Raw genomic sequence first — 25,063 nt, 5'->3', positions numbered from 1 at the left:
TTATGCCTCACCAAGGTATGCGCGGATCACGTCCGGGTTGTTGCGGATCTCTTCCGGCGTGCCGTTTGCCAGCGGCGTGCCCTGGTTTACCACGTAGATACGGTCCGAAATGCCCATCACCAGCTTCATGTCGTGCTCAATCAGCAGGATGGTGGTGTCGTGATGATCGCGCAGCTCGGCAATCAGCTCGTCCAGCTCTTTGGTCTCTTTCGGGTTGAGGCCCGCCGCCGGTTCGTCGAGCATCAGGATCTCCGGCTGGGTCACCATGCAGCGCACAATCTCCAGTCGACGCTGGTCGCCATAGGCCAGGTTGCTCGCCTGACGGTTGGCGTGCTGCAGCAGGCCGATGCGGTCGAGCCAGGTGGCGGCACGATCGAGCGCCTCCTCCTGCGCGCGGCGGAAGGCCGGGGTTTTCAGCAGGCCGGAGAACAGGCCGGTTTTCAGCTGCTGATGCTGTGCCACCAGCAGGTTCTCAATCACCGTCATCTCGCGGAACAAACGCACGTGCTGGAAGGTACGCACCACGCCCATGCGGGCAATCTGCTGGCCCGGCAGCCCTTCCAGGTGCTGGTCGCGCAGCATGATGGTGCCGCCCGTCGGCTTGTAGAAGCCGGTCAGACAGTTAAAGACCGTGGTTTTCCCCGCGCCGTTCGGGCCAATCAGGGAGACGATCTCTTTTTTATGCAGGTCAAGGTTCACGTTGTTGACCGCCAGCAGGCCGCCAAAACGCATCATCAGACCGTTTACGGATAATAATGGCTGACTCATGCCTGCTCTCCTTTCGCTTCCACATTCTTAAGCTTCAGCTGTGGACGCGTCATCGGCAGCAGACCCTGCGGACGCCAGATCATCATCAGCACCATCAAACCACCCAGCATCAGCATGCTGTATTCGTTAAAGTCGCGCATCAGCTCGCGAGAGACCACCAGCAGGATGGCCGCGAGGATAACGGCGAACTGCGAGCCCATCCCGCCGAGTACCACAATCGCCAGCACAAAGGCCGATTCGGCAAAGGTGAACGACTCGGGGCTGACGAAGCCCTGGCGCGCGGCGAACAGCGTGCCGGCGAAACCGGCAAACGCGGCGCTGATGGTGAACGCGGTCAGCTTGATGCGGGTCGGGTTCAGGCCCAGAGAGCGGCAGGCGATCTCATCTTCGCGCAGCGCTTCCCACGCTCGGCCCAGCGGCATGCGCAGCAGGCGGTTGATCACGAACAGGGTGATGACCACCAGCAGCAGCGCCACCAGATAGAGCCAGATCACGCGGTCGGACGGGTCATATTTGATGCCAAAGAAGTTGCTGAAGGTATCCCAGCCGCCTTCGCGGGCGGTACGGCTGAACTCCAGGCCAAAGAAGGTCGGTTTTGGGATCTGGCTGATGCCGTTCGGGCCGCCGGTCACTTCGGTGTTGTTGAGCAGCAGGATACGGACGATTTCACCGAAGCCTAAGGTCACAATCGCCAGGTAGTCACCGCGCAGGCGCAGCACCGGGAAGCCGAGCAGGAAGCCTGCGGCGGCAGAGACCAGCCCCGCCAGCGGCAGGCAGGTCCAGAAGCCCAGGCCGTAATAGTGGTTCAGCAGCGCAAAGGTGTAGGCACCGATGGCGTAGAACCCGCCGTAGCCCAGCACCAGCAGGCCAGAGAGACCGACCACCACGTTCAGACCGAGGCCGAGGATCACGTAAATCATGGTCAGGGTGGCGATGTCCACCGTGCCGCGCGACACCATAAACGGCCACGCCACGGCAGCCACCAGCAGCGCCACGAGGAACAGCTTCTGTTTGACCGTTGTACCGTCGATAGCCGGCAGGACGAATTTCGGTCCGGAGACATTTTTCAGCGTCTTCTGGAACAGCGGGCGCAGTAGCTGGAACAGGAACACCACGGCGGTGCCGATAAAGACCCACTGCCAGCGAATATCAGCTGCAGTATCGACAACGAGTTTGGTGCCATTCAGCTCAAGCTGGACGCCCATAAAGACGCTGGCCAGCACGAAGAACATGGCGGCAGAGAGCAGCGCCATTGCAAAATGCATCGGTTTCATACTTTCTCTACCTCCGGACGGCCCAGAATACCGGTAGGCATCACCAGCAGAACCAGAATCAGCAGGGCAAACGACACCACGTCTTTATATTCGGTGCTCAGGTACGCCGAGGAGAGCGCTTCCGCCACGCCCAGGATCAGGCCGCCAATCATCGCGCCAGGAATACTGCCGATGCCGCCCAGTACCGCCGCGGTGAAGGCTTTCATCCCGGCCATAAAGCCGATGTACGGGTTAATTACGCCGTAGAACTGGCCGAGCAGCACGCCAGCCACCGCCGCCATCGCCGCGCCAATCACGAAGGTCAGGGCGATTACGCGGTCGGTGTTGATGCCGAGCAGGCTCGCCATCTTCAGGTCTTCCGCGCACGCGCGGCAGGCGCGTCCCATGCGGGAGTAGCGGATGAACAGGGTCAGGGCGAGCATAGCGACAAAGGTCACGACCCAGATCACCAGCTGCATCGTGGTAATAGAGGCAGAGAAGTTTTCGCTGGCCCCCACAATCCACTGGCCGTTAAACAGGCTTGGCAGCGCCACGTCGCGCGAACCTTCGGTCAGGCTGACGTAGTTTTGCAGGAAGATCGACATCCCAATCGCGGAAATCAGCGCAATAAGACGCTTGGAGCTGCGCACCGGCCGGTAGGCCACGCGCTCGATGCTCCAGCCGTAGGCGCTGGCGATCACGATCGCGCCAACAAACCCGGCGGCGACCAGCAGCCAGCTGCTGTCGATGCCCATCATCATCAGCGCGGCGATAATCATAAAGGAGACGTAGCTACCGATCATATACACCTCGCCGTGGGCGAAGTTGATCATGCCGATAATGCCGTAAACCATCGTATAGCCGATGGCGATCAGCGCGTAGGTGCTTCCCAGCGTGACGCCGTTAAACATCTGCTGCAAAAAGTAGAGAAACTGCTCGGACATATGCAAACCTTTTTATACCCGCCCGGTGAGCCGGGCGGTGGGATAATTATTTGGCGACCGAGGACGAACCGTCGGCGTGCCACTTAAAGACACCAAACTCAAATCCCTTCAGATCGCCTTTCTCATCCCAGTTCAGCGGCCCAATCACGGTGTTCGCCCCGTGTGCTTTTAAATCTTTCACCAGATCCAGCGGCTCTTTGCTGCCGGTACGCTCCAGCGCGGTTGCCAGAGACTGCACAGCCGCGTAAGTGATCCAGACGTATGGACCACTCGGATCTTTCTTCTGCGCCTTGAGCGCATCCACGATAGCCTTGTTGGCCGGATCCTGGTCATAGCGTTTTGGCATCGTCACCAGCATGCCTTCGGCAGAATCCCCTGCGATGTTTGACAGAGAGGCGTTGCCCACGCCCTCTGGCCCCATAAACTGGGTTTTCAGACCGGTGGCGCGCGCCTGGCGCAGCATCTGGCCCATTTCCGGGTAGTAGCCACCGTAGTAGACGAAGTCGATGTTCTCTTTTTGCAGACGGGCGATCAGCGCGGAGAAGTCTTTTTCGCCTGCGGTAATGCCGTCGAAGAAGACGATGTTCGCGCCGCCTTTTTTCAGGCCGTCCTGCACGGAGCGCGCCAGACCTTCGCCGTACTGCTGCTTGTCATGAATGATGGCGATACGCTGTGGCTTAACAGTCTCGAGGATGTATTTGGCCGCGGTTGGCCCCTGGGAGGAGTCCAGCCCGGCGGTACGCATGATGTGCTGGTAGCCGCGCTGCGTCAGCTCAGGGTTGGTGGCGCCCGGAGTGATCATCAGAATACCTTCGTCCTCGTAGATGTCGGACGCGGGCTGGGTGGAGGATGAGCACAGGTGGCCGATGACGTACTGAATCCCGTCGTTGACGATTTTGTTGGCGACCGCAACGGCCTGTTTCGGATCGCAGGCGTCGTCATACTCCACGCCTACCAGCTTGTCGCCCTTGATGCCGCCTTTGGCGTTGATGTCTTTGATGGCCTGACGCGCGCCGTTAAACTCCATGTCACCCCACTGGGCTACAGGGCCGGACATCGCACCGACTACCGCAACTTTAATCTCTTCCGCCATGGCCGCATGCGAGATCGCCAGTGCAACCATTCCCGCGATAAATGTCTTCGCGTTCCTTTTCATCTCAGAATCCCCATTCGTGATGTCGTGTTTATATTTTGTTTTATTATGGTTAAAAAGCATTCTGTACTTTTAATGAACAACGCTATTTTTACCAGTGCCTTTAATGGTTTAGCGCAGTTTTTTGTCAAAAACCAGACTAAAATCTCTATTTTTCAGGCGATTAAGGAAAGATAATATTCTGAAATCAGGCAGAGATAAACAAATAAAAGTGCAGTTTGCAGCATAAAATAACGGTACAAAGCGCCGAATAAATCGCTGCCATTCAGGTTAAAATTCTGCTTATTTTTCGATCCATGTGTTTTCACACTGCCCATTGCATTGCTAAAAAACTAATCACCTGGTTAATGAGAATAAAAAGAGGAAGCCGCTGAGTGAATAAATTGAGTACACTGCCTCTACTCAATTTGATTTGGACAAGCTGCTAATGAAACTGACTATCGTGCGTCTGGTGACCTTTAGCGACCAGGATCATATCGACCTGGGCAAGATCTGGCCGGAATATTCCCCTTCGTCGCTGCATGTCGACGAGAACCATCGCATTTATGCCGCGCGCTTCAACGAGCGCCTGCTGGCCGCGGTTCGCGTGACCCTGAGCGGCACGGAGGGAGCGCTGGACTCGCTGCGCGTGCGTGACGTGACCCGTCGTCGCGGTGTGGGACAGTATTTAATTGAAGAAGTGATCCGCGTAAACCCGAACGTAAACTCATGGTGGATGGCCGACGTGGGCGTGGAAGACCGCGGCGTGATGGCAGCGTTTATGCAGGCGTTAGGGTTTACGGCGCAGGAGAGCGGGTGGGAGAAGCGCTAAAAGAAAGCCGGGTGGCGGCTGCGCCTTACCCGGCCTACAATTTCTACCGCATTTTCCCAAGCATTTCGTGTTGCAGGAAGGCGGCAAGTTATGAAATCCCCGGGAGCTTACATAAGTAAGTGACCGGGGTTGAATAACGCAGCCAACGCACCTGCGGCGCGAAAGGCGACGGGAAAATTATTTGGCGTCAGTTGCCGTTCCGTTCGCATGCCAGTCAAACACGCCGAACTCAAAGCCCTTCAGATCGCCCTTCGCGTCCCAGGAGAGAGGCCCCATCACGGTCTCGACCGTGTTCGCTTTCAGCCAGGTGGCAATCTCAGCCGGATCGGCTGACTGGTTCAGACCCGCCTGCAGAGACTGCAGCGCTGCGTAGGTTGTCCAGACGAACGCGCCGCTTGGATCCTGCTTCTTCGCCTTGATGGCATCTACGATAGGTTTGTTCGCTGGCACCTGGTCGTAGTTCTTCGGCTTGGTCACCAGCAGACCTTCGGCAGATTCACCCGCGATGTTAGACAGGGAAACGTTCGCCACGCCTTCCGGGCCCATGAACTGGGTTTTCAGACCCGCCGCGCGCGCCTGGCGCAGGATCTGGCCCATTTCCGGGTGGTAGCCGCCGTAGTAAACGAAATCGATATTCTCTTTCTTCAGACGCGCCACCAGGGTGGAGAAGTCTTTCTCGCCAGCGGTGATCCCATCAAAGAAGACCACGTTGGCATTGCCTTTTTTCAGACCGTCCTGCACCGCACGGGCCAGACCTTCACCATACTGCTGTTTGTCGTGAACAATCGCGATACGCTGCGGCTTCACTTTTTCCAGAATGTACTTAGCCGCCGTTGGGCCCTGATCGGAGTCCAGACCGGTGGTACGCAGGGTCAGCTTGTAGCCGCGCGCGGTCAGCTCCGGTGCGGTCGCAGCCGGGGTGATCATCAGAATACCTTCGTCTTCGTAGATGTCAGACGCGGGCTGAGTAGAAGAGGAGCACAGGTGACCGATAACGTATTTGATGCCGTCGTTGACCACTTTGTTCGCCACCGCGACCGCTTGCTTCGGGTCACAGGCATCGTCGTATTTTACGATCTGCAGTTTTTCGCCCTTGATGCCGCCCTTAGCATTAATGTCTGCAACCGCCTGTTCTGCGCCCGTAAATTCCTGGTCGCCGTACTGTGCTACCGGACCGGACATTGCGCCCACCACGGCCACTTTAATATCTGCCTGCGCCATGGTGCTGAATGCCAACGCGATACATCCTGCCAGTAACGCTTTACCCTTCATGTTCATCCTGATATTCCCCATTATTATGGTTATTACGATTGTTGTGATGTTGTTGTGCAGCGCTTTATTTCAGTTATTGGTGTGCTGTTCGCGCTTTTTCAGCATACTCTGCTAAAACATACCCCATTTTTATGATTTTGGAATAGCTAATTTGAAATGAATATATGATAAGCCCGACAGGATTTACCGCCGGGCTGGTGGCTTTAACGTGTCAGCGACGCGGAGATAATGTCCAGCGCTTTGCGGAACTGCGCTTCGGGGATGGTAAGCGGATAAAGGAAGCGGATCACGTTGCCGTAAACGCCGCAGCTCAGGAGCAGCAGCCCTTCGTTCAACGCGCGCTCCTGCACCTGACGGGTAAATTCCGGCGACGGTTGCCCAGATTGCGGATCGTTAAACTCTACCGCGACCATCGAGCCCTGGGCACGGATGTCGGCGATGAACGGGCAGTTTTCCTTCGCTTTGTTGAGCACTTCTACCAGATGATGGCCGAGATGCGCCGAGCGCGTGCAGAGATCTTCCTCGTCAATCACGTCCAGCACCGCGTGCGCCGCGGCAATCGCCAGCGGGTTACCTGCGTAGGTACCGCCCAGACCGCCAGGTGCAGGCGCGTCCATCACCTCGGCGCGGCCCGATACTGCTGAGAGCGGCATCCCGCCCGCGAGGCTTTTTGCCATGGTGATCAGGTCCGGCTTCACGCAGTGGTGTTCCATCGAGAACAGTTTGCCGGTGCGGGCGAAGCCGCTTTGCACCTCGTCGGCAATCAGCAAAATTCCGTGGGTATCGCACAGGGCGCGCAGCGCCTGCATAAAATCAGCGGGCGCAATGTTGAACCCGCCCTCCCCCTGAACCGGTTCGAGAATAATGGCCGCCACCTGGTCTGGGGCGATATCGGCCTTAAAGATGCGCTCCAGGCTTTTTAATGCTTCCGCCGTGCTGATGCCGTGCAGACCGTCAGGGAATTGAGCGTGGTATACCGAACCGGGGAACGGGCCGAAACCCAGCTTGTACGGCGCGACCTTACCGGTCAGCGCCATGGTCATAAAGGTGCGCCCGTGGAACGCGCCGCCGAAGGTGATAAGGCCGGGGCGTCTGGTATACGCGCGGGCAATTTTGACCGCGTTTTCGACCGCTTCAGCACCCGTCGAGAAGAAGGCGGTTTTGGCCGGGCCGTTAATCGGCACGCGCTGGTTGATGCGCTCGGCAAGCGCCACATAGCCCTCATACGGCACAATCTGGTAGGCCGTGTGGGTAAAAGCGTGGAGTTGTTTTTCGATAGCGGAGATAACTTTGGGATGGCGATGGCCAGTATTCAGCGCCGCGATCCCGGCGGCGAAGTCGATGTACTCATTGCCTTCCACGTCCCACACCGTGGCGTTTTCGGCTTTATCAGCATAGAAGTTACACATCACGCCGATGCCGCGCGGCGTCGCCTGTAAACGCCGGTCATTCAGTTCGTTATTTTTCACCCTGACCCCCTGAGAAAATCGCCTGCTTAGCGCATCAGTAAGTGTTTGCCAGGGGGGAGAAATTCGCCAGAGCGGGCGCTAAAAAAACAAAACCCCCGAATTTGCATTCGAGGGCTCTCGGTGTACTTCGCGGTAATTACGCTTCGATAGCGGCGCGAAGTTTTTTCATGGCGTTCTTTTCAAGCTGACGGACACGTTCAGCAGAAACGCCGTAGCGGTCGGCCAGCTCCTGCAGCGTGGACTTGTTGTCTTCGTCCAGCCAGCGGGCGCGGATAATGTCCTGGCTACGCTCGTCGAGGCCTTCCATCGCATGGGTCAGCTTGTTCGCGGCCTGATCTTCCCAGTTGTCCTCTTCAATGCCGTCGGCAAAGTTAGAGGTTTTATCCTGCAGATACAGAACCGGTGCCATCGGCTGGCTGTCAGATGCGTCGTCGTCGGAGGACATATCAAAGGTCATGTCCTGCGCGGCCATACGGGATTCCATCTCACGGACGTCTTTGCTGGATACACCCAGCTCGCGCGCCACCATTTCCACTTCATCCTGATTGAACCAGCCCAGACGCTGCTTGGTTTTACGCAGGTTGAAGAACAGCTTACGTTGCGCTTTTGTCGTGGCGACTTTCACGATACGCCAGTTGCGCAGCACGTATTCATGAATTTCTGCTTTGATCCAGTGTACGGCGAAGGAGACCAGTCGCACGCCCACTTCCGGGTTAAAGCGACGTACAGCCTTCATCAGGCCGATGTTACCTTCCTGAATCAAGTCCGCCTGCGGCAGGCCATAGCCCGCATAGTTACGAGCAATGTGAACAACAAAGCGCAGGTGAGACAGGATCAGCTTTTTCGCTGCTTCCAGATCGCCCTGGTAATGCAGCTTTTCAGCAAGCTCCTTTTCTTCCTCGGCCGTTAACATCGGCCAGGTGTTCGCAGCCCGGATGTAAGATTCCAGGTTACCAACAGGGGCTAAAGCTAAAGTTTGCATTTCTTTGGTCATTCATTCCTCTCAATGTTTCTTCTGGTCCAGGCTGTCCCCGTCAGGCAACAACCATGCCAAAGCGTTTGAGCAACGAGATTAGCATTCACTCTTTTATCAGACAGTGATTTTATCCACAAGTTCCAGGTGCAACAGTGAATAAATTACGCACAAAATGTGACATGGAGATGATAACAGGGGAAGAGACAACAGGGACGCTTTCCCTGCAGAGCGAACATCTCGGTGCAGGGAAAGATTATATCACGCTTTTATTAGTCGGGAGTAAAGTGGCGTAAATGTTGAACCGTTGCCAGCCATGCGGCAATCCAGCCGATCATGGAGCACACCAGCAGCAACAGCAGGCACTCATCGAAGCCTAAGCCACTGATATCAAACTTAGTTCCGAAAACCTGCGCCACTTCTGTGACGGCAGACGAAAGCCGCATCACCAAAATTTCTGACAATATCAGTGAAAGAAATGCGCCGGAGAAACCGAGCAGTGCGCCACCGTAGAGGAACGGACGCAGGATGAAACCATCCGTTGCGCCAATCAGTTTTTGCACATTGATGGTATCGCGACGCGCAAAGATGCTCAAACGCACGCTGTTACCGATGACGAGGAACACCGCCGCCACCATCAGCACGCCGATCATCGCCGACACGCGCCCTACCAGCCCGGTCAGCGCCGCAAGACGGGCAAACCAGCTGTCGTCCATGCGCACTTCATCAATCCCGTTGATGCGTGTGATGCGGTCGCGCAGGGTATTCAGCGAATCGGTACCCTGGAAATCCAGCTTCGGGATCACCACCGCCACGGCGGGCAGCGGGTTCTCTTCCAGCATGTCCAGCGCGCCGCCAAAGCCTGACCAGTTACGGAACTCGCCCAACGCTTCTTCACGGGAGAGATAATTCACCTTCTCCACGCCCTGCTCGGCCTGGATTTGCCCGACCACCTGCGCCGCCGCGTTATCGTCGAGCGCTTTATCCAGATAAACGGTGATCTGCGGTGACGGGTAATACTGCGACGCCGCCTGGTTGACGTTCTTATAGACCATGTAGCAGACGCTTGGCAGCGTCAGGGAGATGGCAATCACCATCACCGTCAGGAACGTCGCCAGCGGTTTGCTTTTCAGATCCTGCAGCGCGCCGTGGAAGGCGTAGCGCACCTGTTCGTTAAACACGTTGGTCTTGCGGGAGGCCGGTTTCGGCGCCGCTTTCTGGCGCTTAGGCGCATTACGATTGCCGTCACCGCCGCCCTGCGGCTTACGGAAACGGTCGAACCGGTTCCCGAACTGCCGAATCTGGTTCATTGCATCACGCTTGTTCACCGTGGCCTCCGTGCAAATGCCCGTCGCTCAGGGTCAGCATGCGGTACGAACGACGGGAAATCAGCCCCATGTCGTGCGTCGCCATCAGTACCGTTACCCCTACGCGGTTGAATTCCTCAAACAGACGCAAAATCCCTTCGGACAGGGCATCGTCCAGGTTACCGGTCGGTTCATCCGCCAGCAGTACGGCAGGCTTGTTCACCACCGCGCGGGCGATGCCCACGCGCTGCTGTTCACCGCCGGAAAGCTGGATCGGGAAGTTCTTCGCTTTGTCCAGCAGCCCGACCTTGTCCAGCGCCGCAGAGACGCGACGGCGGATATCGTCATAGCTGGCGCCGGCAATAATCAGCGGGATCGCCACGTTATCGAAAACGGTGCGATCCATCAGCAGGTGGTGATCCTGGAAAATCATGCCGATCTGACGACGCAGAAACGGCACTTCACGGTTTTTCAGACGGCTAATTTCGTGGCCGCTGAACCAGATTTTCCCGGCGCTTGGCCGTTCGATCCCACAGATAAGCTTGAGCAGGGTACTTTTCCCCGCGCCGGAATGGCCGGTCAGGAATGCCATCTCGCCTGGCTGCAGGTGGAACGTCACCCCCTGCAGCGCTTGTCTCCCACCGAGATAGGCCTTGCTGACGTGTTCAAAGCGAATCATTGTTAGTCCTCTCGGGCAAATAATGCCTCAATAAAGTCGTCCGCCTTAAACGGACGCAAATCCTCAATACGCTCGCCCACACCGATGTAGCGGATAGGAATGCCGAACTGGTCGGCCACGGAGAAGATCACCCCGCCTTTCGCGGTGCCGTCCAGTTTGGTCAGCGTGATCCCCGTCAGCCCTACCGCTTCATGGAACAGCTTCGCCTGGCTAATGGCGTTCTGCCCGGTGCTGGCGTCGATAGTCAGCATAATTTCATGCGGTGCATCTTCGTCCAGCTTCTTCATGACGCGGACGATTTTCTTCAGCTCTTCCATCAGATGCGATTTGTTTTGCAAACGCCCTGCGGTGTCGGCAATCAGCACGTCCACGTTGCGCGACTTCGCCGCCTGGATGGCATCGAAAATCACGGATGCGGAATCCGCGCCGGTGTGCTGGGCAATCACCGGAATGTTGTTGCGCTGGCCCCACACCTGGAGCTGCTCAACCGCTGCCGCACGGAAGGTATCGCCCGCCGCCAGCATCACCGATTTGCCCTGCTGCTCAAACTGGCGCGCCAGCTTGCCGATGGTGGTGGTTTTACCCACGCCGTTAACGCCAACCATCAGAATAACAAATGGCGTTTTGCCTTCAATATTAAGCGGTTCGTCAACTTTTGCGAGAATTTCACCCATCTCGTCTTTCAGCAGGCCGTACAGCGCCTCGGCGTCGCGCAGCTGTTTGCGGCTCGCCCCTTCGGTCAGGTTGGCGATGATCTTACGGGTAGTTTCCACGCCCACGTCCGCAATCAGCAGCTGCTCTTCCAGCTCTTCAAACAGATCGTCGTCGATCTTCTTGCCGCGGAAAAGACTGATAAATCCGGAACCTAAGTTTTCTTTGGTTTTGAGCAGGCTGCGCTTCAGGCGCGCGAAGAAACCTTCTTTGGTCGGTTTTTCCTGCTCCTGAACGATCTCTTCTTCGGCCTGCTCTTCCACCGGCACGACGATTACCGCTTCTTCAGCCGCTTCCGCCGCCAGCGCCTGAGCTTCCAGCTCTTCGTCGGTCAGCTCTGGCTCAAGTGCCGCCTCTTCTTCCACCGCCTCAACGATTTCAACGGTTTCCGCTTCGGCCTGCCACTCTTCGGCAGAAACCTCTTCAGCTTTAACCTCTTCGGGCAGCGGCAGCGCTTCGTGTTCGATAGCGGCCTGCGGCGCTTCGGTAAGGGTTTCTACGATAACCGGCTCTGGCTTCTCGCTCTCCTGAACCTGCTCAGTGACCTCAACCACCTCTTCAGCAAAGGATTCAATCTCTTCTTTGCTGTGCGCTGGTTCTTCCGCTTCGACAATCGCAGCGGTTTCGACTGGCGTTTCAGGCTGTGACTGCTCTTCTACAACCTGTTGCTCTTCGGTTTTCTGTTCTGTTTCTTGCTCTTTTTCACCGAAACCCAACCAGGAAAAGAAGCCACGTTTTTTTTGTTTTGCCATCTGCGACTACACTCCTCGCGGCGCTATATACAGGGAAGCTAAAAAAATGATGAAATAGTCTAACACTTTACTTAATTGACATCACCGCCCGCAATCGCAGGGCTATGGTTAACAGAGCTTTCCAGAGATGAAGAAACCCACCCGCGCCCCGGCCGGTCAAATTCGCATTATCGGCGGTCAGTGGCGAGGCCGGAAATTACCGGTGCCGGACAGCCCCGGTTTACGCCCTACAACCGACCGCGTTCGCGAGACGCTGTTTAACTGGCTTGCCCCATCAATGGTAGACGCCCACTGCCTGGACTGCTTCGCCGGAAGCGGTGCCTTAGGGCTGGAGGCGCTATCGCGCTACGCCGCCAGCGCCACGCTGCTGGAGATGGAGCGCGGCGTTGCGCAGACGCTGCAGCAAAATCTGGCGACGCTGAAGGCGACGAACGCGAAAGTGGTCAACACCAATACGCTGAGCTTCCTCGCGCAGCAGGGTACGCCGCATAATGTGGTCTTTGTCGACCCGCCGTTCCGCAAGGGGTTGCTGGAAGAGACCTTATCCCTGCTGGAGCACAATGGCTGGCTGGCGGATGACGCGCTGATTTATGTAGAAAGCGAAGTGGAAAACGGCCTGCCACCCGTTCCCGTTCACTGGGATCTGCACCGCGAAAAGGTTGCAGGCCAGGTGGCTTATCGTCTGTATCACCGTCAGGCACAAGGAGGATCCGATGCCGGTACTGATTAACCTGGGACGCTTGCTGATGCTGGGCGTCTGGGCATTTTTGATTTTGAATCTGGTGCACCCGTTCCCGCGCCCGTTGAACATCTTCGTTAACGTGGCGCTGATTTTCACCTCGTTCATGCACGCCCTGCAGATGGTGATGCTGAAAAACGGCCTGCCGAAAGATGGCCCGCCGATGACCGGCTGGCAGCAGCTGCGGGTGTTTATTTTCGGCGTGTTTGAACTGCTGGTGTGGATGAAGAAGTTTAAGGCGCAGGTGAAGAAGTAAGGTGCGGTGTGATGCCCTCACCCTAACCCTCTCCCACGGGAGAGGGGACCGATCGCGCATTATTCAGCCCTAAAACCTACAAAACGCGACCCTTTATAGCTCAGCGTGCCTTTCTCTCCCACCGTAAGCTGATGGTACTGCTGCGCCTCCAGGCGGAAGGTCATCTCCAGACCGCCGGTTTCCGGCTTAAAGCTGGCTTCATAGCGCATGCCGGTGCCCACAGGCGTCACCTGCTGCTGGCGAGAGCGGCGGTCGTTAAGCGGTTTCTCGCGTTTGTTCGCCACCACTACGCGCTTGTGCATCAGCGGCGCGGCGTCGTTGTCCGCCTTTTCGCGGCGCTGCTGCACGAAGCGAAACGAGGCGGCAATGACGATAATCGCCACCACGATAATGAAAAACAGCGGCATCTTGCTCATTGAAACATCCCATCAGATTATGCGGAATTCAGGATACCTCGCCTGCCCCGGCATTGCCAAACGCCCGCTCGCGTCACTACACTGGATCAGAAACTGATTATTCAGCCTCAACAGTTACAGGGAGTTAATATGCTTTGGTCATTTATCGCTGTCTGTTTTTCCGCATGGCTTTATGTCGATGCGTCCTATCGCGGTCCAGCCTGGCAGCGCTGGTTGTTTAAACCCGTCACGCTGCTGTTGCTTCTGCTGCTTGCCTGGCAGGCTCCGATGTTTAACGCCATCAGCTATCTGGTGCTCGCCGGGCTGTGTGCCTCCCTGATTGGTGATGCCTTAACCCTGCTGCCGCGTCAGCGCCTGCTGTATGCCGTGGGGGCATTTTTCCTCTCCCATCTGCTGTATACCATCTACTTTGCCAGCCAGATGACGCTCTCCTTCTTCTGGCCGCTACCGCTGGTGCTGCTGGTGATTGGCGCGCTGCTGATTGCGGTGATCTGGTCGCGTCTGGAAGAGATGCGTCTGCCGGTATGCACGTTTATCGCCATGACGCTGGTGATGGTGTGGCTGGCCGGTGAGCTGTGGTTCTTCCGCCCGACATCTCAGGCGATGTCCGCGTTCTTCGGCGCGGCGCTGCTGTTAATCGGCAATATCGTCTGGCTGGGCAGCCACTATCGCCGCCGCTTCCGCGCGGATAATGCGATTTCGTCCGCCTGCTACTTTGCCGGGCACTTCCTGATCGTGCGTTCATTGTATATCTAAATAACGCTTGACTCTGGAGTCGACTCCAGAGTGTATGCTGCGGTTAATGAGAAAATTATCATTACCGGAGACTGCCATGTCGACTCCAGAAATTCCAAAAAAAGTCCCACAATTCTCAGCGCTTAAGCTCAGCCCGGTTCCGCCGAAAGACGACTGCTGCTGCGAGGGCGCGTGCGAAACGCAGGTCGACGCGCTGCCTGAAGGCGGCAACCGCTACAGCTGGGTCATCAACGGCATGGACTGCGCGGCCTGCGCCCGCAAAGTGGAAAACGCGGTGAGGCAGGTACCGGGCGTGAACCACGTTCAGGTCCTGTTCGCCACCGAAAAGCTACTGGTCAGCGCCGAAAAAGACGTCAGCAAGCAGGTAGAAGCCGCCGTCAGCAAGGCGGGCTATACCCTGCGCAGCGAAACGGCACCTGCCGAAAAAACCTCTCCCCTGAAAGAAAACCTGCCGCTTATTACCCTCATCATCATGATGGCCCTGAGCTGGGGTCTGGAGCAGATTAACCACCCGTTCGGTAATCTGGCGTTTATTGCCACTACCCTGGTCGGGCTGTTCCCGATTGCCCGTCAGGCACTGCGCCTGATGAGAAGCGGCAGCTGGTTTGCCATTGAAACGTTGATGAGCGTGGCGGCCATTGGCGCGCTGTTCATTGGCGCGACGGCGGAAGCGGCGATGGTGCTGCTGCTGTTCCTGATCGGCGAACGGCTTGAGGGCTGGGCAGCGAGCCGGGCACGCAAAGGGGTGAGCGCGCTGATGGCGCTGAAGCCAGAAACCGCCACGCGGGTTAATGAAGGCAAACGTGAAACGGTCGCCATCAACACGCTGCGCCCGGGCGACGTGATTGAAGTCGCCGCGGGCGGGCGTCTGCCTGCCGATGGGGCTCTCGTTACCGCCACCGCGAGCTTTGACGAAAGCGCCCTGACCGGGGAATCCATTCCGGTTGAGCGTGCGGCAGGTGAAAAAGTCCCTGCCGGTGCCACCAGCGTCGACCGCCTGGTGCAGCTCAAAGTCCTGTCCGAGCCGGGCGACAGCGCCATCGACCGTATCCTGAAGCTGATTGAAGAAGCCGAGGAGCGCCGCGCGCCGGTCGAACGCTTTATTGACCGCTTCAGCCGGATTTACACCCCCGCCATCATGCTGGTCGCCCTGCTGGTTACCGTCGTTCCACCGCTGTTCTTCGGCGCGCCGTGGGAGGGCTGGATTTATAAAGGGCTGACCCTGCTGCTGATCGGCTGCCCGTGCGCGCTGGTGATCTCTACGCCCGCGGCGATTACCTCGGGGCTGGCGGCGGCGGCACGTCGCGGGGCGCTGATTAAGGGCGGCGCGGCGCTGGAACAGCTGAGCCAGGTTCAGCACATCGCCTTCGATAAAACCGGCACGCTGACGGTTGGCAAGCCGCAGGTCACCGGCATCTATCCGCAGGACATCAGTGAAGACGAACTGCTGATAATGGCCGCCGCCGTTGAGCAGGGCTCCACTCACCCGCTGGCGCAGGCGATAGTGCGTGAAGCGCAGAGACGCGGGCTGGCTATCCCTTCGGCAACCGCCCAACGGGCGCTGGTCGGGTCAGGGATTGAGGCCGTCGTCGACGGCAAAAAGGTGCTGATTGTTGCGGCAGGCGCGTTCTCTCATCCACAGGTTGAGGCGTTAGAACAGGCCGGGCAGACGGTCGTTGCCGTGATGCAGGACGGCGTGTCGAAGGGCATGCTGGCACTACGCGACACTCTGCGCGATGACGCCAAAGACGCCGTGGCGGCGCTGCATCAGTTGGGCGTACAGGGCGTGATCCTCACCGGCGATAACCCGCGCGCGGCGGCTGCGATTGCTGACGAGCTGGGGCTGGCGTTTAAGGCCGGATTACTGCCTGCGGACAAGGTCAGCGCGGTAACCGAACTGAACAGCCGCGCGCCGCTGGCGATGGTCGGTGACGGAATTAACGATGCCCCGGCGATGAAGGCCGCCACCCTCGGTATTGCGATGGGCAGCGGCACCGACGTAGCGCTGGAGACGGCGGATGCGGCGCTGACGCATAACCGTCTGACCGGGCTGGCGCAGATGATTAGCCTGGCGCGGGCGACGCGCGCCAATATTCGCCAGAACATCGGCATTGCGCTGGGTCTGAAGGGGATATTTCTCGTCACCACGCTGCTCGGCATGACCGGACTGTGGCTGGCGGTGCTGGCGGACACCGGGGCGACGGTGCTGGTCACGGCGAACGCGTTGAGATTATTACGGCGGAAATAAAAACGCCCGGTGGCGGCTGCGCCTTACCGGGCCAATAACAACTCTGAACCGTAGGCCGGGTAAGGCGCAGCCGCCACCCGGCAAAAAACGGCGTTACTGCATCCCTAACATCCTCGGCAGCCACAATGATATCGCCGGGATATACGTCACCATCCCCAGCACTACCAGCAGGATGCCGTAAAATGGCAGCATCGCCCGCACCACGGTTTCAATCTTCTGCTTACTCACCGCGCTAGCCACAAACAGCACCGATCCGACCGGCGGGGTAATCAGCCCGATCCCCAGGTTAACCATCATGATCATCCCGAAGTGCACCGGGTCGATCCCCAGCGCGTTGGTCACCGGCAGCAGCACCGGCGTCAGGATCAGGATGATCGGCGCCATGTCCATCAGCGTGCCGATCAGCAGCAGCATGATGTTGAGATACATCAGGATCACGTACTTATTATCAGAGAGCGACGTGAAGAACTCGGTGATGCGCATCGGCAGCTGCATGTAGGTCATCACCGCGCCAAACGCCGCGGCAAAGCCAATCAAAATCATCACGATGGTGACGGTTTTCACCGTGCGGCACATCAGCTTCGGCAGTTCGCTCCATTTGTAGTCGCGGTAGATAAACATGGTGACGAAAAACGCCCACAGGCAGGCCACGGCGGCAGATTCGGTGGCGGTAAAAATCCCGGACAAGATCCCGCCGAGGATAATCACCACCGTCATCAGCCCCCACAGGGCATCGAGCATGATTTTCAGCGCCTGTCTGAACGGGATTTTATCCCCCTTCGGGTAGCCGCGTTTGCGGGCGAAGCACAGGCAGAGCACCATCAGGCTCACGCCCAGCAGCAGGCCCGGCAATACGCCCGCGATAAACAGCGTGGCGATGGAGACCGTTCCCCCCGCCGCCAGGGAATAAATCACCGAGTTGTGGCTGGGCGGGATCAGAATCGCCTGCACCGACCCGCTCGCCGTGACCGCCGCCGCGTATTCGCGCGGATAGCCCTTCTTCTCCATCTCCGGGATCATCACGCTGCCGATGGACGCTGTATCCGCCACCGACGAGCCAGAAATCGCGCCGAAGAACGTCGAGGCGACGATGTTCACCAGCGACAGCCCGCCGCGGATAAAGCCGACAAACACATAGGCGAAGTTAACCAGCCGTCGGGCAATGCCCCCTTCCGCCATGATCGCTCCGGCGAGGATGAAGAACGGGATCGCCAGCAGGGTAAATTTGTTCACCCCACTGGTGATCTGGATCATCAGCGCCTCCAGCGGTAAATCAATCCACAGCGCACCTGCCACGGCGCTCAGCCCCACGGCGAAGGCCACCGGCATCCCCAGCGCCAGCAAAATGGCGAGGGTGAATAACAAAACAAAAGCATCCATTGTTCACCCCTTAACTGTGATTGCCGATCAGCACGACCGGACGGTTTTCCTGCGCGCCAAACAGCAGGCGTTCAAGCACAAACAGAATCAAAATCGCCGACCCGATCGGCAACGGCAGGTAGCTTTCGCCGGAAGTCAGGATCGGGAACTCCGCCACCGGCTGCTCCCAGAGCTCGACGCACAGCCAGTAGCTGTACCAGCACATCAGACCGGAAATCAGCAGCATCAGCAGATCAACCACACGTGAACACAGCTTTTGCAGCGACGCGGGCAGACGGTCGGTGAGCATATTGACCGCAATGTGCGACCCGGCGCGGTAGCTCACCGCCGCGCCGATGAAGGTGAACGTTACCATGCAGATAATGGCGACGGGCTCCGGCCAGGATTCGCCGCGGTTGAGCACGTAGCGTGAGAAGATGCCGATGGGGATGACAATCGTCATCACCAGCAGCGAGACACCCGCCACCGCCATGGCGAGCAGGTACAGACGGTCCATCCACTTCAGGTAGAGTTCGGACATACGTGCTCCGTATTACTGGACGTCAGCGATGGCTTTCATCAGATCCTGATGCTTGTCGCCATACTGGGCGCGCACCGGCTCTGTGGCCTTGATGAATACCGTCTTATCGATATCGTGGAACTGCACGCCGCCCGCCTTCATTTTCGCCAGCGCCTGGTCGTTATACGCATTCCACAGCTTGCGCTGTTCGAACTGCGCTTCACGGGCCAGGGTCAGGATTTTTTGCTGTTCATCAGCGCTCAGCTTGTCCCATTTCACTTTTGAATAGAGCAGCATTTCCGGGGTGATAAAGTGGCCGCTGAGGGTGTAGTTTTTAGCAACCGGCATGTAGTTGTGGGCGATAAAGGTGGGCGGGTTATTCTCCGCGCCGTCGATCACGCCGGTCTGCATGCCGCTGTAAACCTCGCTAACGCCCATCGCCACCGAGTTCGCCCCCATGTCCTTCAGCGTGGCGAGTGCCACCGGGCTGCCCTGCACGCGGATTTTCTTCCCTTTCAGATCTTCAGGTTTGACGATCGGCTCTTTGGTGATCAGGTTGCGGGTGCCGGAATCCATCCAGCCGAGGAACACCAGGCGGGATTTCGGGTTCGCGGTCAGCTTGTCGCCGATCTGCTTGCCGATATCCCCGTCGATCACTTTATGCATATGATCCTCATCGCGGAAAACGTACGGCAGGGTGAAGACTTCGATATCCGGCAGGATGGCGGCAACCGGCGCCATGGAGACGCGGATCATGTCAATCGCCCCCATCTGCGCCTGCTCAATCATCTGCTTTTCATCCCCCAGCACGCCGCCGGGGAAGACCTTAATCTCCAGCTTGCCGTCGGTTTGTTGTTTGAGTTTTTCACCCATGTGCTGAACCGCGACCACGTTCGGGTAGCCTTCAGGATGCACATCGGCGGCTTTGATGGTTTGGGCAGAAACGGTGCAGGCAAAAGCAGACAGGCACAGCGCGGCCAGTAACGGCTTGAGGGTCGTTTTCATTGAGTCAGCTCCAGGGTAGCGATGTCAGCGTTAAAACAGTGTTTTATTTTTTTACGCTTAGAAAATAGACTAGCCCGGGAGAAGCGTAGGTGAAGCGCCTCACAAAAGCGCGAATTTATGAAACGATGGTTTAAATTTGTGAGGGCGGTAATGCCGGGTAACGATGCGGCCATACCCGGCGGGGGCATGACCGCGCGTCAATCAGGAAAAATAGCTCATGACCAGGCCTAAAAACAGCACCAGACCGACATAGTTATTGTTCATAAACGCCTTAAAGCAGGCTTCGCGTTCGCGTTTTGCAATCAGCTTCTGCTGGTAGGCAAACAGCAGCCCTGCTACCAGTATCGACCAGTAAAATTCCCAGTTCAGTCCGTTCAGGCGCGCAATCGCGACCATCAGCGCCAGTACAGCAACCTGCAGAATGCCAATGATAAGTTTGTCCTGGCGTCCAAAGAGAATGGCGGTGGATTTAATGCCAATTTTCAGGTCATCGTCGCGGTCAACCATCGCATATTGCGTGTCATACGCTACGGCCCAGAGGATGTTCGCAAGGAACATCAGCCAGCAGCTAAGCGGTAAGGACTCACTAACCGCCGCAAACGCCATCGGAATCGACCAGCCAAACGCCGCCCCCAGCACCACCTGAGGCAGATGGGTGTAGCGCTTCATAAAGGGATAAACCCAGGCCAGTGCGAGCGCCGCGACGGACAGCAGAATCGTCATGGTGTTCAGGGTTAATACCAGCAGGAAAGAGAGCAGCACCAGAACGATGAACAGTACGCGCGCTTCTTTCCCTGTCACCTGACCGCTGGGTAGCGGGCGGTTGGCAGTGCGCTTTACGTGGCCGTCAAATTTACGATCGGCATAGTCATTCACCACGCAGCCCGCCGCGCGCATCAGCCAGACGCCGGCAACGAATACGCCCAGGATCCACAGCGGCGGCATGCCCGGCGTGGCCACCCACAGCGCCCATAAGGTCGGCCACAGCAGCAGCAGCGCGCCAATGGGTTTATCGGTACGCATTAAGCGGTGATACGCCAACAGCTTATTCTGCGTCAGGGTCCACTCCATTTTTTCTTCCTCTTAGTACAACGGTGATGCCGGTAAAAATAGCTCCGTCAGGATTAACGGCTTACCGCTCAGGCGAAGGCGGGAACGGCGCCCCCACAGTTCGGCATCACGCCCAATTTCAATGAAATCCCTGGTCAGCTCAGATGAGGTGAAAAGATAACGTCCCAGCGGCGTTTTCCCCAGCCGCTGCAGCGCCAGCTCAGGCCCGGATAGGGTAGATTCGGGCACCACCGTCCGCCCGGCAAGCCAGGGTTCGCCATCGGCACAGAGCAAAATTTCACGCAGCCAGTAGCGTTCCTCTTGCGGCAACAGCGGCAGCTCGCTGGCGATCTCATCGCCGGAGACAAACCCTTCCTGTATCAGGGTTACCGTGACCGTTTTACCCTGTTGCTCAAAACGTTTTGTCATGGAATCTTCCAGCAGCAACCAGTCCAGCTGCTGCGGATCAAGCGCAGGTATTTGGTCGAAATAGCGCAGCGCACGCAGTTGCGTTAGCGCGGGGTGTGACATGCCAGACTCTCCGATACATAACGTAATGGCATTGTATCGCAGAAACGGGCAATGAGGGGGGGCCAAACGTTATTTAACGATCACTATCGCAACATGGGCGCAACAGCCTGGCGAATACGAAAAAAAGTGCGCCCACTCAGGCGCACTAAACTACTAACAAATCAGCACTGTGGGGAACAGTTACCCCTTGCCTTTTACACTGCTGATAAAGGTGGAACGGGCAGTGGTTGAACCTAAACGTTCGGCTTCATCAAGCAGTTTCAGCGCTTTATCGACATCGCCGCGCTTCACCGCCTGCTTAATGGCGTTGTTGAAGTACTCTTCGGTGTCGTTCAGTACGGGCTCGGCTTTCTTCGCCGGGGCTGGCGCTGCGGCTGGCGCTGCGGCTGGCGCAGCGGCAACTGGCGCGGCATAGGCTGGAGCGGCGGTATTACCGACGGTGACCGGCCCCGGACCAGACGAACCAAACAGCGGGCCAACCAGCACGCTGGAAGCGCTATTGGTGGAGACTTTTAACTTCACCAGACCGTCCGTTGCGTGGCGGGCAATCGGGTCGGGAATATCGGGCACCGCATTGCCGGTACCTTTTGCATACGCTTTTGCCGGATCCACTAACCTGGTGGTTTGCTGCAAATCTTTATCGGTGGTGAATACCAGCACGTAGATTTTTTGCTGACCCAGCGCTGGCGTCAGACGCATCACGCCCTGAAGCCGGTCCGCGCTCATCACGCCGGGCTCCTGATAGGTAAAATACTCGCTCGGGAAGAAGGCAGATGGCGTCATGTTCTGGTCGAGGATCAGCACGTTCGGCGCAAATACGCTGGTCTGCTTATTCACTTCACTGGTCAGCGTCAGGGTCAGCTCGCCAATATTGGCCGGAACGCTGTAGGCAGCAACCGGGCCGGAAATGCCGGGCACATTCAGCTGTTGCCCGCCCGTGGAAAGCTGTGTGGACTGCGTTTTGGACTGATCAACCGGTGTCCAGGTCAGCTGCTGCAGCGCTGCCGTCGGAACGGAAGGCGCCGTGGACGTATTCTGAGGAACAAAATTCACTTCTGCGAACGTTAGCGCCGGCACGCTGGCCAGCAGCCCCGCAGAGAGGTACAGCGCGACGAGACTTTTCTTCATTTTCATTGTTATTACCTCTGATAGCATCAGCTCTGCGGTGGCCAGGCAATAGCGCGCAGGGCCCTAAGGAGAGAGGGGCTTACGCCCCTCTTTCAGGTCATTACGTCAGGTCTTGCGAATTACCACCAGATTTCCATCTGGGCACCGAAGCTCCACTCGTCAGTGTCGCCGCGGCCAAGGCCTGCAGTCTGCATACCGAAGTTGGAGTTATAGTTGGAACTCGTAGAGATCGGGCTACCGGAAGTGTCATAACCCCACTTCTCATCCCACTTGGCGTAGGTTGCGAAGACACGGATTGCAGGACGAGACCAGATGCTGTCGCCAGCCTGCCACTGTTGTGCCAGGGTGATTTTGTACTGGTTGTTGGTTTCGTCAGTTTTCTGAGATTTGACGTTGTCGTAGCCTACTTCCAGCAGGGTGCTCATGATTGGCGTCCATTTGTACATAGGACGCACGCCGACGGTCCACCACTTGGTGCCGTTGTTGTTATCCCAGTCGATATCCTGATACATACCGACGTACATCAGGTCCCAGCTGTCGCCCAGGGAGATTGCACCGTGGTCAAGGATACGCAGCAGGCTACCGTTGTTGTTGATGCCGTATCCGTACAGTTTGCCATCGGAATCGTCATTGCCAAGACCAATGCCCGCGCCCTGGTTCAGACCTTTACCCTGGGAGGTCATAGAGTCCGTTGCGTACTGAACAACGAACTTGTTGAAGCCCTTCAGCATGCTCTGGGTATGTTCTGCGGTGAACATCCAGCCATCTTTCGAAGCTTTTGGCTGCAGGTAGTAATCATCGTTAACGTTGGTGTGACCGTAGTCAACGCCCAGCTCCAGCGTACCGCCCGGGTTGACTTCCATCTGCGCTAAACGCACGTCAAACACGTCGTTCGCGGTGTCGGTGGTGTAGTCACGGATGTTGTTGCTGGCGAAGGTAGAAGAACCGCCTGCTTCAGTGGAGCGGCTGGCTGCCAGAGAGAGTTTACCGAAGCCCAGGTCGATGTTTTCGATACCCGCACCAGGACCGGAAATGTCCCAGTAGTAGAAGTCGATCATGTGGACGTCATGACGCTGATAGAAGCGCTTACCGGCCCAGATGGTGGACCCTGGCAGCCATTCAATCAGGTTTTTACCCTGCACGTTGGCTTCACGGAAGGCCGGATCAGTGGCTTCCCAGTCATTCTGCTGCGCAACGGAATACGCGACGTTAGTGTCGAAATAGAAGCTCTTATCGCCCTCTTTCCACACTTCCTGGCCCAGCTTCAATTCCGCATAGGTTTCACATTCGTTACCCAGACGGTATTTACTTTGAGCACCCGTTGCCTGGAAGCACTGCTGGGCACCGCCACTCCCGGTCCAGCCAATGCCGGAACGAGCATAACCTTTAAAGTCCACGGCGCCAGCCTGGGCAGACAGGATGCCTGCCGCAATGGCGACCGCCAGAGGGACTTGTTTGCGCAGAGTAATCATCATTCTATCTCCTGAGATCATTGCTTTTCTTTGAACACTTCACCTGTCGGTTTCGTGTCTTCTTTTGGGATTGCTTAAACGCCTGGCTCTTTGTGCAGCCGACGACATGCGGTGCCATCCTCACGGAACAGATGGCAACGCTCTGGCGGCAAGCCGATAGCGAATGTGGCACCCTCTTCTACCAACACCACGTCATTCTGGCGGTAGACCAGGTTCTGACGGATGGCGGGGATCTGGATATGAATCTGTGTTTCGTGACCAAGCTGTTCGACGACCTGAACTTCACCTTCCAGCGTCACATCCGCAATGTGGCTTGGCAGTAGATGCTCAGGACGGATACCGAGGGACATATTTGCCCCGACCTGTACGTTGGCGCTGTCGACCGGCAGCCAGACCTGCTGGCGGTTTGGCAGCTCCACCTGTACCTGTTCAATGGCTGTCGCCGTCACTTTGACGGGCAGGAAGTTCATCTTTGGCGAGCCAATGAAGCCCGCAACAAAGCGGTCTGCCGGGTAGTGATACAGCTCCAGCGGTTTGCCCACCTGCGCCACGCGACCGGCGTCCAGCACCACGATTTTGTCGGCGAGGGTCATCGCTTCGACCTGATCGTGGGTGACGTAAATCATCGTGCGGCCAAGGCGCTTGTGCAGGCGGGAGATTTCAATACGCATCTGGACGCGCAGGGCGGCATCCAGGTTAGAGAGAGGTTCATCGAGCAGGAACACGCGCGGCTCGGCCACCAGCGTACGGCCAATCGCCACGCGCTGACGCTGACCGCCGGAAAGCGCTTTCGGTTTACGCTCCAGCAGGTGCGCCAGCTGCAACACTTCAGCCACCTGCGTGACGCGCTGGTTAATGACCTCTTTTTTCGCCCCGGCCAGCTTCAGGCCAAAGGACATGTTCTCGGCAACGGAAAGATGGGGATAAAGCGCATAAGACTGGAACACCATGCCTACGCCGCGTTCGGCTGGCGGGATGTCGTTCATTCGGGTATCACCGATTAGCAGGTCGCCGCTGGTGATAGTTTCAAGACCGGCAATCATACGCAGCAGAGTAGATTTACCACAGCCTGATGGGCCGACAAACACCACAAACTCGCCTTCAGTGATGTCCAGATTGATGTCTTTCGACACCACTACGTCGCCCCAGGCTTTCGTTACATTACGCAGCTGTACGCTCGCCATGCCCTTCTCCCTTCGTTACAACCTGTCACCGACAGAAACATTCAAGATAAGTTCACTATGGGGTATCCATTACTTTCGTGAATCCTCCACCCCCCGCCTTTTTTATGGGGGAGGAGGCGGGAGGATGAGAGAACAGGCTCTGCGACCGCAGCCGGGGGGCTGAGGCGAAATTCGTGAAGCCGCCTGCAAAATTCGGTGGGTTTTTATGTGCGCCAGCACTCATAACTTAAATTTATGCAACGGAGATCACACAAACGGGGGGTGGGGCGTAGGGGTTGGGAGGATGGAAAGAGGATGTCAAATAAGG

At 57.4% G+C, this 25,063-nt stretch carries 24 protein-coding genes; 5 read left to right on the top strand and 19 right to left on the bottom strand.

Going from position 1 to position 25,063, the window contains the following annotated elements:
• Genes livG through livK form a run of 4 tightly spaced genes read right to left on the bottom strand, consistent with a single transcriptional unit; the run spans position 1 to position 4,121 of the window.
• Positions 1-768 (bottom strand): high-affinity branched-chain amino acid ABC transporter ATP-binding protein LivG, encoded by a 768-nt coding sequence (livG, locus tag IM284_RS13070; protein ID WP_028015149.1) that lies wholly within the window; start codon positions 766-768, stop codon positions 1-3.
• Complete coding sequence (locus IM284_RS13065) at positions 765-2,042, bottom strand: high-affinity branched-chain amino acid ABC transporter permease LivM (protein WP_045631383.1); 1,278 nt, start codon at positions 2,040-2,042, stop codon at positions 765-767. Before IM284_RS13065 ends, livG begins: the two co-directional genes overlap by 4 nt.
• Positions 2,039-2,965, bottom strand: coding sequence for a high-affinity branched-chain amino acid ABC transporter permease LivH (gene livH / locus IM284_RS13060; protein ID WP_028015147.1), 927 nt, complete (start codon positions 2,963-2,965; stop codon positions 2,039-2,041). The genes IM284_RS13065 and livH overlap by 4 nt, the downstream gene beginning before the upstream one ends.
• Positions 2,966-3,011: 46 nt before the next feature.
• Entirely contained in the window at positions 3,012-4,121 is a 1,110-nt protein-coding gene (livK, locus tag IM284_RS13055) for a high-affinity branched-chain amino acid ABC transporter substrate-binding protein LivK (RefSeq protein WP_028015146.1), read from the bottom strand.
• A gap of 424 nt (positions 4,122-4,545) precedes the next feature.
• Between livK and panM the strand changes: the two genes are divergently transcribed.
• Positions 4,546-4,929: an aspartate 1-decarboxylase autocleavage activator PanM gene (panM, locus tag IM284_RS13050; RefSeq protein WP_047366850.1), complete on the top strand. Its 384-nt coding sequence runs from the start codon at positions 4,546-4,548 to the stop codon at positions 4,927-4,929.
• Positions 4,930-5,106: 177 nt separating this feature from the next.
• Here the strand turns inward: panM and livJ are convergent, their stop codons facing one another.
• The 6 genes from livJ to ftsY form a co-directional block, all read right to left on the bottom strand.
• A complete protein-coding gene (gene livJ / locus IM284_RS13045) occupies positions 5,107-6,207 on the bottom strand; it encodes a branched chain amino acid ABC transporter substrate-binding protein LivJ (RefSeq protein WP_072201786.1) in 1,101 nt (366 codons plus the stop codon).
• Between the two features lie 197 nt (positions 6,208-6,404).
• Positions 6,405-7,670, bottom strand: a complete 1,266-nt coding sequence (locus tag IM284_RS13040) for a 4-aminobutyrate--2-oxoglutarate transaminase (RefSeq protein WP_193055823.1) — start codon at positions 7,668-7,670, stop codon at positions 6,405-6,407.
• A gap of 136 nt (positions 7,671-7,806) precedes the next feature.
• Positions 7,807-8,664, bottom strand: a complete 858-nt coding sequence (gene rpoH, locus IM284_RS13035) for an RNA polymerase sigma factor RpoH (RefSeq protein ID WP_028015143.1) — start codon at positions 8,662-8,664, stop codon at positions 7,807-7,809.
• Between the two features lie 251 nt (positions 8,665-8,915).
• Positions 8,916-9,971 (bottom strand): permease-like cell division protein FtsX, encoded by a 1,056-nt coding sequence (ftsX, locus tag IM284_RS13030; protein ID WP_028015142.1) that lies wholly within the window; start codon positions 9,969-9,971, stop codon positions 8,916-8,918.
• On the bottom strand, positions 9,958-10,629 hold the full coding sequence (gene ftsE / locus IM284_RS13025; RefSeq protein ID WP_003861525.1) for a cell division ATP-binding protein FtsE: 672 nt from the start codon (positions 10,627-10,629) through the stop codon (positions 9,958-9,960). Before ftsE ends, ftsX begins: the two co-directional genes overlap by 14 nt.
• A gap of 2 nt (positions 10,630-10,631) precedes the next feature.
• On the bottom strand, positions 10,632-12,092 hold the full coding sequence (ftsY, locus tag IM284_RS13020) for a signal recognition particle-docking protein FtsY (RefSeq protein WP_041911558.1): 1,461 nt from the start codon (positions 12,090-12,092) through the stop codon (positions 10,632-10,634).
• A 127-nt stretch (positions 12,093-12,219) separates the two neighbouring features.
• Between ftsY and rsmD the strand changes: the two genes are divergently transcribed.
• Both rsmD and IM284_RS13010 read left to right on the top strand, forming a co-directional pair.
• Positions 12,220-12,822, top strand: coding sequence for a 16S rRNA (guanine(966)-N(2))-methyltransferase (gene rsmD, locus IM284_RS13015; RefSeq protein WP_028015140.1), 603 nt, complete (start codon positions 12,220-12,222; stop codon positions 12,820-12,822).
• Entirely contained in the window at positions 12,806-13,087 is a 282-nt protein-coding gene (locus IM284_RS13010; protein ID WP_014882110.1) for a DUF1145 family protein, read from the top strand. The genes rsmD and IM284_RS13010 overlap by 17 nt, the downstream gene beginning before the upstream one ends.
• A 59-nt stretch (positions 13,088-13,146) precedes the next feature.
• Here the strand turns inward: IM284_RS13010 and IM284_RS13005 are convergent, their stop codons facing one another.
• Complete coding sequence (locus IM284_RS13005; RefSeq protein WP_047366847.1) at positions 13,147-13,503, bottom strand: DUF2500 domain-containing protein; 357 nt, start codon at positions 13,501-13,503, stop codon at positions 13,147-13,149.
• A 129-nt stretch (positions 13,504-13,632) separates the two neighbouring features.
• Between IM284_RS13005 and IM284_RS13000 the strand changes: the two genes are divergently transcribed.
• Together IM284_RS13000 and zntA are read left to right on the top strand one after the other, a co-directional pair.
• Positions 13,633-14,259 (top strand): lysoplasmalogenase, encoded by a 627-nt coding sequence (locus tag IM284_RS13000; RefSeq protein ID WP_028015138.1) that lies wholly within the window; start codon positions 13,633-13,635, stop codon positions 14,257-14,259.
• Positions 14,260-14,335: 76 nt separating this feature from the next.
• A complete protein-coding gene (gene zntA, locus IM284_RS12995) occupies positions 14,336-16,507 on the top strand; it encodes a Zn(II)/Cd(II)/Pb(II) translocating P-type ATPase ZntA (protein ID WP_047366846.1) in 2,172 nt (723 codons plus the stop codon).
• A 93-nt stretch (positions 16,508-16,600) separates the two neighbouring features.
• Here zntA and IM284_RS12990 read toward each other — a convergent pair whose 3' ends face one another.
• From IM284_RS12990 to malK, 8 genes are all read right to left on the bottom strand, one after another.
• Positions 16,601-17,887, bottom strand: a complete 1,287-nt coding sequence (locus IM284_RS12990; RefSeq protein WP_045260960.1) for a TRAP transporter large permease — start codon at positions 17,885-17,887, stop codon at positions 16,601-16,603.
• Positions 17,888-17,897: 10 nt separating this feature from the next.
• Positions 17,898-18,407 carry a TRAP transporter small permease gene (locus IM284_RS12985; RefSeq protein ID WP_047366845.1) on the bottom strand — a complete coding sequence of 170 codons (510 nt, stop codon included), beginning with the start codon at positions 18,405-18,407 and terminating at the stop codon, positions 17,898-17,900.
• Positions 18,408-18,419: 12 nt separating this feature from the next.
• Positions 18,420-19,391, bottom strand: a complete 972-nt coding sequence (locus IM284_RS12980; protein WP_041911564.1) for a TRAP transporter substrate-binding protein — start codon at positions 19,389-19,391, stop codon at positions 18,420-18,422.
• 201 nt (positions 19,392-19,592) lie between these two features.
• On the bottom strand, positions 19,593-20,462 hold the full coding sequence (gene ubiA / locus IM284_RS12975; RefSeq protein ID WP_028015133.1) for a 4-hydroxybenzoate octaprenyltransferase: 870 nt from the start codon (positions 20,460-20,462) through the stop codon (positions 19,593-19,595).
• 12 nt (positions 20,463-20,474) lie between these two features.
• Positions 20,475-20,972: a chorismate lyase gene (gene ubiC / locus IM284_RS12970; RefSeq protein ID WP_014882105.1), complete on the bottom strand. Its 498-nt coding sequence runs from the start codon at positions 20,970-20,972 to the stop codon at positions 20,475-20,477.
• A gap of 180 nt (positions 20,973-21,152) precedes the next feature.
• Positions 21,153-22,106, bottom strand: coding sequence for a maltose operon protein MalM (malM, locus tag IM284_RS12965; protein ID WP_047366844.1), 954 nt, complete (start codon positions 22,104-22,106; stop codon positions 21,153-21,155).
• Positions 22,107-22,219: 113 nt separating this feature from the next.
• Positions 22,220-23,575, bottom strand: a complete 1,356-nt coding sequence (locus IM284_RS12960; RefSeq protein WP_047366843.1) for a maltoporin — start codon at positions 23,573-23,575, stop codon at positions 22,220-22,222.
• Between the two features lie 71 nt (positions 23,576-23,646).
• Positions 23,647-24,756 carry a maltose/maltodextrin ABC transporter ATP-binding protein MalK gene (gene malK, locus IM284_RS12955; RefSeq protein WP_028015130.1) on the bottom strand — a complete coding sequence of 370 codons (1,110 nt, stop codon included), beginning with the start codon at positions 24,754-24,756 and terminating at the stop codon, positions 23,647-23,649.
• Positions 24,757-25,063 lie beyond the last annotated feature (307 nt).

The sequence above is a fragment of the Enterobacter cloacae complex sp. P12RS genome, from assembly GCF_014895875.1.
In the GTDB taxonomy this organism is placed as follows: domain Bacteria; phylum Pseudomonadota; class Gammaproteobacteria; order Enterobacterales; family Enterobacteriaceae; genus Enterobacter; species Enterobacter bugandensis.
This window is presented reverse-complemented; position numbering and strand designations above follow the sequence as displayed.